Annotated in this window: 8 protein-coding genes; 2 read left to right on the forward strand and 6 right to left on the reverse strand. The window is 74.2% G+C overall.

All coding sequences use genetic code 11. The annotated features are described in order from the left end of the window. Positions 1 to 240: 240 nt before the first annotated feature. Together AC13HU_RS17220 and AC13HU_RS17225 are read right to left on the reverse strand one after the other, a co-directional pair. Entirely contained in the window at positions 241 to 981 is a 741-nt protein-coding gene (locus AC13HU_RS17220) for a TetR/AcrR family transcriptional regulator (protein ID WP_483042759.1), read from the reverse strand. A gap of 80 nt (positions 982 to 1,061) precedes the next feature. Continuing rightward, positions 1,062 to 2,558, reverse strand: a complete 1,497-nt coding sequence (locus AC13HU_RS17225; RefSeq protein ID WP_483042760.1) for an MFS transporter — start codon at positions 2,556 to 2,558, stop codon at positions 1,062 to 1,064. Positions 2,559 to 2,747: 189 nt separating this feature from the next. Here AC13HU_RS17225 and AC13HU_RS17230 point away from each other — a divergent pair, with 189 nt between their 5' ends. Continuing rightward, on the forward strand, positions 2,748 to 3,461 hold the full coding sequence (locus tag AC13HU_RS17230; RefSeq protein ID WP_483042761.1) for a class I SAM-dependent methyltransferase: 714 nt from the start codon (positions 2,748 to 2,750) through the stop codon (positions 3,459 to 3,461). A 230-nt stretch (positions 3,462 to 3,691) separates the two neighbouring features. Further along, positions 3,692 to 5,500: a hypothetical protein gene (locus tag AC13HU_RS17235; protein WP_483042762.1), complete on the forward strand. Its 1,809-nt coding sequence runs from the start codon at positions 3,692 to 3,694 to the stop codon at positions 5,498 to 5,500. A gap of 334 nt (positions 5,501 to 5,834) precedes the next feature. Here the strand turns inward: AC13HU_RS17235 and AC13HU_RS17240 are convergent, their stop codons facing one another. From AC13HU_RS17240 to AC13HU_RS17255, 4 genes are all read right to left on the reverse strand, one after another. Then, on the reverse strand, positions 5,835 to 9,335 hold the full coding sequence (locus AC13HU_RS17240; protein WP_483042763.1) for a glycosylhydrolase-like jelly roll fold domain-containing protein: 3,501 nt from the start codon (positions 9,333 to 9,335) through the stop codon (positions 5,835 to 5,837). 435 nt (positions 9,336 to 9,770) lie between these two features. Then, the gene (locus AC13HU_RS17245; RefSeq protein WP_483042764.1) at positions 9,771 to 10,943 is read right to left on the reverse strand and encodes an ARPP-2 domain-containing protein; all 1,173 of its coding nucleotides are present in this window, start codon (positions 10,941 to 10,943) and stop codon (positions 9,771 to 9,773) included. After that, entirely contained in the window at positions 10,940 to 12,466 is a 1,527-nt protein-coding gene (locus tag AC13HU_RS17250; protein WP_483042765.1) for a hypothetical protein, read from the reverse strand. The genes AC13HU_RS17245 and AC13HU_RS17250 overlap by 4 nt, the downstream gene beginning before the upstream one ends. Before the next feature lie 245 nt (positions 12,467 to 12,711). Then, positions 12,712 to 13,329: GNAT family N-acetyltransferase (locus tag AC13HU_RS17255; protein WP_483042766.1), on the reverse strand; the 618-nt coding region annotated here is incomplete at its 5' end.

The raw sequence follows: 13,329 nt of genomic DNA on the forward strand, positions 1-13,329 counted from the left end.
CCACCAGGCCCTGGAGCCCGGGCAGTTGACGGCCCTCCAGGCAGCGCTGCACGACGCGATCGAGCAACTCGGCGGCAGCGTCACGGTGTCGCGCGGGGTACACGCGGCGTTCGCACGGCGTCGATGACCGCCGCACCTGCGAGCGCCGCGTCTGCGTCGGCCGCGCCTGCGTAGCCGTAGCCGTAGCCGTAGTTGCAGGCACGGCCGCTTCCGCAGGGGCCGCCGGTGGCGTGGCCGCCGTCAGCCGGCCGCGTCGATACGGGTCAACTCCTCGCGGGTCACGGCGGGGTGCGTGCCCGGGGCGGCCCGGGCACGCAGGCCGGCCAGGTGGATGTCGGCGTACCGCTGCCAGGCGTTCGGCACCAGAGTGCCGCTGGTCTCCACCACCCCGCGCATGCCCCAGATCAGCGTCATCACGTCGCCGAGTTCGACGTGGCGGGCGATCCGGCCCGACGCCTTTGCCTGGTCGAGGAGTTGGTCGATCAGGTCGCGGAGTTGCTGCACGCACCCGGCCTTGGTGTGGCCGATCAACTTGTCGGCGTAGCCGCGGTGTTCGCTCAGCCAGTGGCCGAAGACCCGTACGAACGCGTCGAATCCGGTGCCGCCGGGGTGGGCCAGCGCGATGCGGGCCTCGCCGACCAGTTCGCCGAGGATCTGGCCGGCGATCTCGTCGACCAGCGCCTCCTTGTTCGGGAACCGCCGGTAGAGCGTGCCGACCCCGACCCCGGCACGGGACGCGATGAGTTCCATGCTGGCGTCGGTGCCGTACTCGGTGAGGACCTCTCGGGCCGCGGCGATCACCAGTTGGTGGTTGCGGGCGGCGTCGCGTCGCATCGGCCGGTGCGGCGCCGTGTGACCGGCGCCGCCCGACGGGTCGGCCGCGGACTGCGGCGCCGGGTGCCCGCCGCACTCGGCGTCGCGCACGGCGCTGTCCGGTACGGGACCGTGCCCCGACTCGTGTACGGGGTCGTGCGCTGCCATCGTTCACTTCCGATCGGTGCGACTCGTCCTGCTGCCGGCCCCTCCGGTGAGGACGGCACCGGGCCCGCCGGCGCCGGTCCTCACTCCGACGTGTCGTTTACGACCGTACCGCCAGGTACCGCCGTGAGCGGCGCGTGCGCCGGCTCGTTCCCGTCCGCCGCGTCCGCCGCGTCCGCCGAGCCCGCCACCAAGGTGCCGCGCCGGGTCACCGGGATCAGCAGCGCGGCGAACGCGCCGATCAGCAGCGCGATGCCGAGCATCGCGAAGCCGTGGGTGTAGCCGGCCTCGCGCGGCAGGCCGTCGGCCGCCGGGTTGGAGGTGACGACGCTGGCCATCAGGGCCGCGCCGATCGAGCCGCCGATGGTGCGGATGTTGGCGTTCATGCCGCTGGCCACACCGGTCTGCTCGGCCGGCACCGCGCTCACGATCAGGCTCGACATCGCCGCGAAGGCCAGGCCGAAGCCGACGCCCATCACCGCGGTGGCGAGGTACAGCTCCCAGGTGGCGGTGTGCGCGAAGGCGAGCAGCGCCATCGACACCGCGCTGATCACCGAGCCGAGCAGCACCACGGTCTTGCCGCCGATCCGGGCGGCCAGGGTGTTGGCGCCCAGGCCCACCAGGCACATCGCCACCGACATCGGCAGCAGGATCAGCCCGGACTGGGTGATGGACGAACCGAAGCCGTAGCCGGTGGACTTCGGGCTCTGCACGAACTCCGGCAGGAACGCGAAGACCGAGTACATCCCGACGCCGAAGAGCAGCGCCACCGTGTTGTTGGTCCACACCGCGGGACGGCTCATCATCCGCATGTCGATCAGCGGCGTCGCCGAGCGGCGCTCGGTCTCGACCCACGCGACCGCGAGCACCACCGCGGCGACGATCAGGCCGATCACCTTGCCCGAGCCCCAGCCCCACACCGATGCCTGGCTGAGCGCGACCAGCAGGGCCACCAGCCACGCCGACAGCAGTAGCGCCGGCGCCCAGCTGATCCGGCCCGGGGTGCGGGTGCGGGTGGGCGGCACGAAGAAGAGCGAGGCCGCGGCCGCCACGATGGTCAGGATCATCGGCAGCCAGAACAGCCAGTGGTAGTCGAGCGCGTTCACGATCGGGCCGGCCAGCACGATGCCCAGACCGCCGCCGACCGCGACGAGCGAGGCGATCGCCCCGACCGCGCCGCTCATCTTGTCGCGGGGGAACTCGTCGCGCACGATGCCGAAGGCGAGCGGCAGCACGCCGCCGCCGATGCCCTGGATCGCCCGGGCGATGATCATCACCGTCACGTTGGTGGCCAGCGCGGCCAGCAGCGAGCCCGCGGCCAGCGCGACCAGGGTGGCCACGAAGACCGGTTTCTTGCCGACCATGTCGCCGATCCGGCCCATGATCGGGGTGAATATGGAGGCGGACAGCAGGTACGCGGTCAGCACCCAGGTGACCGTGTTCTGCGAGGTGTGCAGGGATGCCTGGATCGTCGGCAGGACCGGGGTGACCAGGGATTGGAGCAGCGCGTACGCGCTGACACTGGCCGCCAGCACCGCGAACGTCACCTGATGGTGCGTGCGCCGGGTCTCGGACGCCATGGAACTCCTTTGCGAAGAAGGAAGAAGCGGGGCTGAACCGAAAGAAGAGCGCGTGAGCGCTCGGAAGAGGGCGCGGAACCGGAACCGCGGTTCCGCTAAAGCCAGGATAAGTCAACGGGAATGTCGGTTCCGTTTCGTTCGGGTGAGATCTCGCGCACATCCGGCCCCTTCCGCCCCTACCCTTGGCGGGTGTTCTCCTCCCAGGGCCCCTCCGTAAGCGAGTTGGCCGTCCAGGCGCTGTCGTCCGTCGAGCACGGCTACGACCTGCTGGCGCCGACCTTCGACCACACGCCGTTCCGCACCCCGGACCGCTTCCTCGACGCGACCGGGGCGGCGCTGCGGCGCTACGGCCCCTACCGGACCGGGCTCGACGTGTGCTGCGGCACCGGCGCGGGCGTACGGGTGCTCGCCGGGCTGTGCCCCAACGGCGTCACGGGAACGGACTTCAGCGCGGGCATGCTGGATCGGGCCAGGGCCGCGCACCCGGAGCACGGCTGGGTGCGGGCGGATGCGCGGGCGCTGCCGTTCGAGACGGAGTTCGATCTCGCCGTCAGCTTCGGGGCGTTCGGGCACTTCCTGCCCGCGGAACGGCCCGCGCTGTTCGCCGGGGTGCACCGCGCGCTGCGGCCCGGCGGGCTGTTCGCCTTCCCGATCGCCGCGCCGCCGCCGATCGGCTCGCCCTGGCACTGGGCCCTGGCCGGCTTCGACGCCGCGATGCGGCTGCGCAACGCGGTGTGGCGGCCGCCGTTCGTGATGTACTACCGCACCTTCCCGCTGGAGCCGGTGCGCGCCGACCTCACCGCCGCGGGCTTCTCGGTCGCCACCCTCGCGCTGGAGGAGTTCGGGCGGCGTCCGGACGGCAGCCCGCGCTGCCGGCTGGTGTTGGCCCGCAGACGCGGGTAGCTCGCACAGTTGTCGGCTCGGCCACGGCCGGGCCCGGCCGACCCCCCGTCCGCCGGCTCCGGAACGCATCTCCCGGGCGAGGCAGGACAGTTGATCCGGGTGGGGCGAACGGGTCCCGCGGGGACGGTGGTTCCTCGGTGGCGGGGCCCGGCCGGGCAGGCGGTGCGCAACGGTCGGCGGGGCCGGTAGTTCGGCACACGACTGTGCGGTTCTGCGCGCATAATGCCCAGGTGACGACGAGTTCGCCGCTTCTCGCGGACATACCCGCCCGGCCCTGGCTCACCCCGGACACCGCGCGGTGGGCGGGCGCCCGGGCGGCGCGGTGGGCACATCCGCTGGGGCCCGCGCTGCTGATCGTCGTCGCGGTGGTGGCGGCGATGGCGACCGCCCCCGACTCGGTGTGCACGACGCAGGCGCCGTGCGGCGAGCAGTGGCCCGACGCGGTCGTCACCATGCTGTTCTGGCCGCAGTTGTGGTGGCTGTTCGTGCTGCCCGAGGCGGCGGTGCTGTGCTCGGTGGCGCTCCTCGTCTGCATGGCCGACCCCGGCATCTGGGAGGGCGGCGCCTCCCTGCAGAGCGCCGACGCGGCGGTGGTCGCGGGGCTGTGCTGGGGACTGGCCGTGTCGGTACGGCGGTTGGTGCTACGACGGGCCCAGCGGCGCCGGTTCCGCGAGGCGGCAGGTGGCATCACCGCCCGCGCACCCGTCCTGTCCTGGACCGCGCGCCCGAAACGCGGTGCCGCGCGGTACGTCCTGGGCGCGCTGATGTGCGCGGCGGCGGCCGTCATGACCGTCTCCATCGTCCAGGCCGACCGGGCGGACGACCGCGCGGAGCGGACCGCGCCGGCCGTGGACGCGCGCGTGGTGGCGTACCACTCCGGCGAGGGCACCCTCACGGTGCGGCTGCCGGGCGGGCACCGCCACCACTTCGACGTCATCGGCGACTACCGGGACCTCAGCACCGTACGGGTCCTGCTGCCGAGCGACGGCCCGGTCCGGCTGGCGGCCGAACCGTACGGCGACCGCACCGACCGGCAGTTGCCCGCACTCGCGCTCGGCGGCCTCGGCCTGGTCGCCGTCAGCTCCGGGCTGGTGGCCGCCGGCCGCGCGGCCCGGCTGCGCCGCGGCCCGGTGCCCGTGCTGCGGGTGCTGGCCCGGGTGCGCGGCGGCAGCGCGGAGGTGTTCGCCCACGACGACACGGCCGGTGCGCACCCGGTGCTCCACTACGCCCCGCAGCACGACCGGCCCGCGTCACTGCGCCAGGCACTCCTGTTCGCCGACGGGGCCGAGGGTGGCGAGTTGCTGCTGGCGTTCCGCACCGAGGACGGCTGGTGGTACGTCGACGCCTCGACGGGACCGATCCGGATCGGTGCGGAGGACGACCCCGACGACCCCGACGAGGACGAGGTCGAGGACGAGGAGAGCGCGGTCGGCGGCGGTACGGCCGGCGACGACGGGCTGACGGTCAAGGAGCGCTGGGCCGCCGAGGCGCGCGTCCAGGACGCGCTGACCGCGATGCGGCGTCCGGACGCGCCGCGCCCCACGCGGTGGCACACGGACGCACGGTCCCGGGCGGCCGCGGTCGCGATGTCCGTGGTGACGACGATCACCGCAGCCGGTTTCGTCGAGAGCGCCACGCTGTGGCGGATCGCGTGGGTGCTGATCATTTTCCCGGCCTGGCTGGGGACCCCGTTCGCCGTCATGGCCTGGCGGATCAGCGCCGACCCGGCGGGCCTGCGGGTGCGCCGCCACTTCGGCAGTCGCCAGGTTCCCTGGGAACGACTCCTCGGCGCTGTCTACTCCGACGGCGAGTTGACGCTGCGGCTGCGGCGGGCCGAAACCCCGCTCCAGGTGGGGCAGTTCCTCGACAGCAGCGGGGCGAGCCCGGACATCATCCTCAAGAAGGTCGGCTTCGGCTCGCGGCCCGGCCGGGCCGGCCGCCGACCGGTCGGAGAGCGCGTCGCGGCCGAGATCACCGCGATGATCCGTGACCCGTCGCTCCGTCCCGACGGCTCCGGCCGCCCTGCCGACGGACGATGACCGGCGGGCGATGACCGGGCGGGCACCGACCGGCGGGCACCGCGCGACCACCCGCGCACGCGGCCCCGTACCGGCCACCGGCAGGCGCCGCCGGCCTCGCGACGTCCGGCGCGCACGCTCTCCCCCCGGCCTGCGGCCGGAGGTGCCCCGGGCGGTGCCGGGATCGCCCGGGTACGCCCAGTGCTACGCCCAGCACGCGGGCGACCTCCGCCTGGCCCGGCGGCGGGGAGGCACCCTGACCGCTGTGCGATCCGGGGGTGCCCCGGGCGTTGCCGGGGACACCCCCTCCCACGCCGGCGGCGCTACTTCGCGGACATGGCCGGGCCGTACGCGGTCATCCGCCCGACCGGGACAGGCGTACCTGCTCCACGCGTGACGGCTGGAGCAGCACCGGGCCGAGCAGTCCGGACACCTGCGCGTCGCCATGTGCGTTGGCACCGGTGTTCGTCGCCCGCACCCGTACGGTGTTCACGCCCGCGCGCAGCGCCTTGGTCACGTCGAACCGGTAGGGCGCCCACAGCCGGGACGGCAGCGCGACGCCGTTCACCTCGACCTCCGCGACGTCGTGTACCGCGCCGAGGTCGAGAGTCCACCGCCGTCCGGACACCGTGGCCGCAGGGAGGGTGAAGCTCCGCTCGTACCACGCCGCGCCCGACCACGACGGGTCCAGGTCCGTCCACGACCCCAGCGGGCGGTCCGCCGCCGGTGAACCGCCGGTGTCGAAGCGGAAGTTCCAGTCGCCGTCCAGCGCCACCGCCGGGAGCGGGTCGGTGACCTCCAGGCTTCCCGTGAAGCGGCGGCCGCCGTCCTGCACGGTCACCCGGATGGTGCCCGGCGCCGCCACCCGCACCGTCGCCACGGCGCCCGCACCGCGCACCTCCACCTGCTGCACCGGGACGTTCGCCGCGATCGCGTGCGCCGGGTCGCGCCCGCCGGCCGGCCGGAAGACCACCAGTACCGCCTGCCCGGCCGCCAACGTGAGCGGCACTGCCGTACCCCCGCCGCTACGGCCCGGGAACGCCGCCGCGTGCCACACCCCCGCGGGAGCCGCCGCGCCGGTGTCCGGGTCGCACAGCAGCGGCACACCGGCGGCCGGGAAGACCGCGGTCAACTCCACCGCTCCCGCGTGCTCGTTGTTCACCAGGAACGACGACTCGCCGCCCTGCGCCAGCCGCAGCACCCGCACCTCCGGCGCCGCCGGCGTCAGTACGGCCGCGGCCGCGCCGGCCACCACCACCCGCGCCGCCGCGGCCGCGGTATCCGCCGCCCGGAACGCCCGCGTCGTGCGACGGCCCGAGAACAGCGCGGACAGCGCGCCGGCCAGGTCCTTGTCACGACCGGCAGCCTCCTTCGCCGGCAACTCGCCGACGGCCACCAGCGTTCCGCCGCCGTCCACGAACGCCGTCAGCGTGGCCACGGCCGCCAGTGACAGCAGGGGAGTCTCCGGCAGCACCGCCACCGCGTAGCGCCCGTACCCGACGGTGAGCGCACCGCCCGCGGTCCGCGCGTGCTCGATCAGTGCCGGATCGCCGGTCAGCGCACCCTCGTCCACGAAGTCGAAGTCGATCTGGCGGTCCTCCAGGGCATGCACCGCGCCGACGAACGCGTCGTCGATCGCCGTCTGTTCCGGGCGGTCCTGGTACGCCTCGGCGGCCCGCTGCGGCTGGATCAGCGCGGTCCGCGCCGCCGGGGTGCCGCGCGCGGCCTGCACCATCCGCCCGATCCACTCGTTCAGCGGCGCGGACACGTTCCACCACGGGTTCTCCGGCTGGAAGGGCGGCGCGAAGACGATGTTGCCGGCGTCGGAGAACCGCGCGTGCAGCAGGACCTTGTTGACGCCGCGCACCACGAACGCCCCGATCACCTGACGGGTGAAGGCCGGCGTCACCTGCCAGCCCGCGGCGCCCATCGCCTCCAGGTAGACCCGCTCGCGGCCGACCTGGTGGGCCGCCGACGCCGGCCAGCGCGGCAGGGTGCGGTAGTAGCCGCGCTGGAACTGGTCGGAGATCAGGTCGGTGCCCGGCACCTGTGCCCACTGGTGCGCGGTGTTGAGGTTGCCGGTGCTCTTGATCTGCTCGGCCGGACCGTACTCGTCCCACAACGGGTTGGAGATCAGCTCCAGGCCGTGCCGGCCGGTCCAGGTGCCGATGCCCTTGTAGTAGGCGTCGGCGAAGCGGTTGGACACGGCCCGCCAGAACAGCCCGCGCAACTCGCCGCCGTGCTCGCCGAGATCGGTGTACACGGCCGACAACACCGTGCCGAGGCCCGCGGGTTCGACGGTCTTGCCGCCCTTGCCGCCCTTGGCGCTCTTGCCGTCGCCGCGACCCGCGCCGCCCGCGGCGTCACGTGCCAACTCGCGGGCCAGCCGGTCGACTTCCGCGGCCAGCGTCGGCGACCACGGCACCTGCGCCCACTCCGCGTCCGCCGACGCCACGAACGGCTCGTCGTCGGCGAAGCCGCGCAACACCCCGCCGACCGCCCACGGGAAGCGCCGGACATACTCGCCCGGCACGACGTCCATGAACAGGCCCACCGCCTCGTCGTCCATCAAGTCCAGGTAGTCGCGCCGGCTGCCGCCGGAGTCGGCCAGCGTGCGCACGCTGAACACGTCCAGCTGCCACTGCCCTGCCGGCACCGTCCACAGGGCTCCCGCACCCACCGAGCCGGTCAGGTCCACCGTCCGTGCCACCGCATCGCCGTCCGCGTCCACCGGGCGGGCCGAGGCGGCGAACGCCACGCCGAGGTCGGACGGCACCGCGAAGTCCAGGACGGCGGAGGCGTCGTCGAACGTGCCCGCGTACAGCTGCGCGCCGTCCGCGCCCGTCACGGTCAGTTCGGCCCAGGACGAGCGCTGCGTCGCGGTCGCCCGCACCCCGACCGTCCCGGCGGGATGCGAACCGTCGGTGACCGGGCCCAGATCGGTGCCGTCCAGCGACGGCGTGATCCGCTGCCCCTCGACGGTGACCTGGAGCCGGTGATCGGCGCCAGGGTCGAACCCCGCCACCGCGGCGCCGGCGCGCAGCAGCGCGAACGAACCGCCGGTCTGCCGCCACACGTCCACCCCGCCGTCGGTACGCAGATCCGCGAGGTAGCCGTGGTACGCGTCGGCGCAGCGGACCATCAGGCCGGCGGTGCCCGAGTCGATACGGACCTTCGCGGACACCGTGTAGTCGCCCCAGCCGGCGCCGTCCTCGAGCACGCGCACGCCGTCGTACGCGGCCGCGTCCACCACGAGCCGGCCGCCGGCGACGGAGAGCGCGGCGGCGGCCAGCGGCACCCGGGTGCCTCCCGTCACCTGGCTGCCGGTGTGCACCACGCACTTGGTGCGCAAATCGGGGCGCGGCTGGTAGGTGCGGGTGCCGACGGTGCCGCCCTCGGCCACGAGGCCGCCGGCCCGGCCGCTGGGGAAGAAGTCGTCGTTGAAGAGCCAGATCCGCATGCCGTGCCGCTGTGCCTCGCGCAGCGTGTGCTCGACCACCGCGAACCAGTCCTCGGTGAAGAACGCCGGTCGCAGCGCACCGGTGTCGAACGGGAAGACCAGCACCTCGCTGATGCCCTTGCCGCGCAGATCGGCGAGCGTGGAGTCGATCAGGTCGTCGGTGACGGTGCCGTTCCAGAACCACAGGACGAGCGGCATGCTGTCGGCCGGCGGATCGGCGAACTGCCCCGTGGAGAAGGCTCCGTGCGCGGCGCCGGGCGCGCTCGCGTAGGCGGGCTGCCAGAAACTCCCCACGGTCCCTGCGGCTGCGGCGGCCGCCGCGACTTGCAGGACCCGGCGCCGCGTGACGGGTGGACGGGCGTTGCCGCCGGACGTCGGATGGCCGTGGTCGTTCATCGGATCTCCTCCTTGGAGCATGCGTCCGACACACCGGCCTCACCCGTGCGCGGCCCCGGACGTCCTCCGCCGGGCCGCCCTTCCCGGAGGACGGAATGAAATGATTCAATGAATCGTCAGGGACGCTAGGGCAGCCCTATGGCGAGCGTCAATGCTTGTGCGCCGATCGATCGCAACGATCGGTGCAGTTGGAACCGCATCCGTCGAGGGGTGTGGCCGGAGGCCGGGTCGTGCCGTGCCCGGCGCGGTCTCGCGACTGGGGCGGGAGTGGCCGGTGTGTGAATTGAACGATTCAGTGCGGTGGTTGAGGCCGGGCGGGGGTGTCCACGGATCGGAAGTTGGCCCGGCCGTGCGGGACGGCTGCGCCTGCGGTGGTCGCGCGTACGGTGGTCGCATGGACGGTGGTCGCGCCTACGTCAGACGCGGGTACGGCGGTCAGCTCCGCGAGCGGGCCCGGAAGCCGTCGACGATGTCCTGACGCAGCAGATGACCGAACCCCGCGGACTCCAGGCGCTTCGCCAACTGGGCCTCGGTGACGCCTAGTTCGTTGGCGGTGGCGCCGAAGTGCCAGTCGTTGGTGGCCAGCCGGTCCAGCAGGTGGCCGCGCCGCACCTGGGCCTCGGACAGGCGGAACGTCTTGAGGTAGGCGACACGTCCGTCGGGCGTCGTGATCGCCTCGCCGATGTGGTTCTCCTGGTGGGGCCGGAAAACCGGCAGGAACCGCTGGAGCGTGAACCGACCCGCGCGGTAGACCCGTTGGGACCGGTACTCCGCGTCCAGCAGCCCGGCGGCCATCGTGCCGTCGTGGAACTCCCGCCAGCCGCGCTCCTCGCGGGCGACGGCGGCGCGCAGCTCCGGCAGCGAGCGGGGTTCACCGAGCGCGGGCGTGAAGTCGGGCAGCGGCGAGCCGAACAGCCCGTACTGGTAGACGAGTTCGCCGTACAGGTCGAGCAGGATGGTGTCGTGCAGCGCCCGGTAGTCCTCCGGATGGGGCACGGCGAACACGGCGGCGAGCGCGTCCGCGACGTAGACGGCCGTCCCGCACTGACCGGGGTGCACCTCGAACACCCGCAGCGCGTCGTCGAGTTCGCTCACCTCGGCACCGCGGTACGCCTCCTCCTCCCGCGGCGACAGGCCGCGCCGCAATGCCTGCCGCGACCACTCCGCCCACGCGATCGACGGACCGCCGAAGTGCAGGCTCAGATAGCCCTCCAGCGCCAGGTGCAGCGGCAGGAACCGCAGCCGGTGCTTCGCCTCGCGGCGGGCCATCCGCCGGTGGATGGTGAGCGGCACGCACGAGACCGGCCCCTCGCCGTGGCTGTTGTGGTCGTCGTGCCCGCCCCGCAACTGCGTGCCGTACGCGGCGGCCGGACCGGTGTGCCCGGCGTCGGCACCCCAGTCGGCGACGAAGCCGTGCGGGATGTACGAGATGTACTCGGTGCGCGGACCGGCAGCCACCACGCCGTATCCGTCGCGGTACAGCTCGGCGTGCAGCCGCAGCCCCTCGACCGGCTCGGCCCGCAGCAGGGGCACCAGCCGGACGCCGCCCCACACCTGGGCGGGGCCGGGTTCGAGGCCGGCCAGGTCCAGCCGGAAGGCGCCGCTCACCTCGCACCCCCGGCGGTCGCGGCTGCCTCAGCGGTCTTGGCGACATCGGCGGCGGGGGCGATATCGGCGGCCGGCGCGGCCGGTGCGGGCCCGCGCTCGGGGCGGGCCGCCAAGAACTCGGCGACCCTCGCGTCCAGGTGCGCCCGCAGCCGCGGCAACCCGGTGCGCCCGGTGGCGAACGCGGCCAGCTCGACCAGCGCCGGCAGGTCCTCCGCGTCGCGGATGCCCGCGGTCGGCACGGCGGGGGACAACCGGCGCACGTCGAACCCCCGTGCGTCGTATACCGGGTTGAGGTGGACCACGTCGGTGCGGCCCGCCGGGTCGATCCGGGTGCGCCACACCCGCAGCACCTCCGCGGCCAGGCCGGCCGGTGCGTTGTCGAAGCCGTCGGAGACCACCAGCACCAGGTCGGGCCCGGTCTCCAGCGCGTCCAGCAGCCGGGCGCCGAGCGGGGTGGGCCCCTGCGGCCGGGCGAGCAGCGCGTCCGTACGGCCCGAGGTCCACAGCGCCCGGTACGAACCGGCCAGCGCCGCCAGCAGGAAGTGCGCGGCGAGCGCGACCGCCAGCGGACGGCGCCGCTTCTGGCCGGACGCGTACGCGGAGTACGAGTCGTCGAGCACCGCCGTCACCCGGCCCCAACTCCCGGCCCGCGCACCGGCGGTACGGCGCGCGGCGGCGGTCAGGGCGGCGGTCAGCTCGGCCCGCCGCTCCACCCGGTCCGGGGCCGGCAGCCCCTGGACGTAGGAGGCGAGCCGGGCCAGCGGCATCCGGGCCAGGTCGGTGCGGACCGCCTCGGCGCCGGCGCGCCTGGCCGACTCCTGCAGGCGCAGCCGCTCCAGGCGGGTCAGCCTTGGCGCGATCCGCTCCAGGAACACCTCCCGGGCGATGCCGTGCCGCGCCGCGAACCCCTCCGCGACGGTGAACGGCAGCTCGTAGAGTGCCGCCTGCTCGTAGCGGGCCCGGCGGCGCGCGTCCAGCAGCGGGTGGCCGAACCGGGCGCGGCTGCGCGGCGCGAACAGGAACGGCCCCAACTCCTCGGTGGCCGAAGGCAGATGGGCGTGGCGCAGGGCGCTCTTCACCCCCGCGCGGTACTTCACCGCGTCGAACGCCGGGTCGGGCCGCGTGGCGAGCCAGTCCCGGATGATCGCTCGGGTACGGCGGTTGTTCACCCGGGCCGCGCGCAGCTCGGCGAACAGGGCGTACACCCGCTGCGGCGGGAGCAGTTCGAGCCGCCGGGCGATCAACGCGCCCTCGGTACGGCGCTGTTCGGGGCCCGCCTCGCCCGCGGTCTCCAGCAGGTGCCGGACGATCAGCGCGGCGTTGTGGTCGTTGACGCCCAGCGCGAGGGCGGCCGCGTACAACTCCCGGTAGTTGCCGAGCATGTACGCGTGCAGGAAGTCCAGGGACATCCGCTGCCGGTCCGCTCCGCTGTGGAACTCGCGCTGGCCGGTCGCCGTGACCGCCGCGTTCACGAACAGCAGCACGTCCTCAGCGGCCACCAGGCCCTCCGGCGCAGCCGGCACCGCGCACCCCCTCCATGGCGACGGACGCCGGCCGGGGTGTGAGGGCGCGAGCTGCGAATCATTGCTTTACAGGCAGGTTCCGGAAGTCGCACCGGAGTCCCGCGGCCGGCCCTCGTACGGTAACAGCAGGGGTCCGCGCGGCTCTCCCGCATTTCGCCCGGCTCCCGCGCCGGGTCCGCCCCGGGTCCGCGACCGCCGCACCGCCGCCGCACGACCGCCGGGGTCGTACGGGCGCCGGGTGCGGGCTACTCGGCGATGAGCGGTGCGGGGGCCGGCGGGAACTCGGCCTTGCGCAGGCGGTACACCTGGAGCCGCAGGTTGTAGTACTTCTCGGTCTCGCCGACCCACTCCATGCCGACCCGCCGGGCGGTGGCGGCACCGCGCTCGTTGCGGGGGCGGACGACGGCGAAGATCTCGTCGGCGCCCGCCTCGAACGCGTAGTGCGCCACGGCGTGCCCGGCCTCCGAGGCGTACCCCTGGCCCCACGCGGTGGGGGCGAGCTGCCAGCCGACCTCCAGGTCCACGCCGTACGGGGGCAGCGGGAGCAGGGCCGCGCCGCCCACCAGCTCGCCGGTGTCGCGGCGGGTGACGGCCCAGCGCCCTGCCGGGGGCTCCATCTCCTCGCAGTTGGCCCGCCAGCAGCCGAGCAGGTCGCGCATCGCGTCGGTGTCCGGGGTGCGGGTCATCGCCGGGGCCAGCCAGCGGGTCACCTCGTCGGCGCCGTACACCGCGAGGGCGCCCGCGGCGTCGTCGTCCTGCCACGGCCGCAGGATCAGCCGCGGGGTCAGCACGCGTGCGCCGTCGACCTCGACGCGGTATTCGCTGTCGGCCACGTAACGCCTCCTGCGTGGGTGGGCCAGGGG

This window comes from Streptomyces sp. NH27, assembly GCF_056859195.1.

Coding starts and splice junctions, on each gene's coding strand:
- AC13HU_RS17220 (WP_483042759.1), bottom strand. CDS start 981: ATGGCAGCGCACGACCCCGTACACGAGTCGGGGCACGGTCCCGTACCG.
- AC13HU_RS17225 (WP_483042760.1), bottom strand. CDS start 2,558: ATGGCGTCCGAGACCCGGCGCACGCACCATCAGGTGACGTTCGCGGTG.
- AC13HU_RS17240 (WP_483042763.1), bottom strand. CDS start 9,335: ATGAACGACCACGGCCATCCGACGTCCGGCGGCAACGCCCGTCCACCC.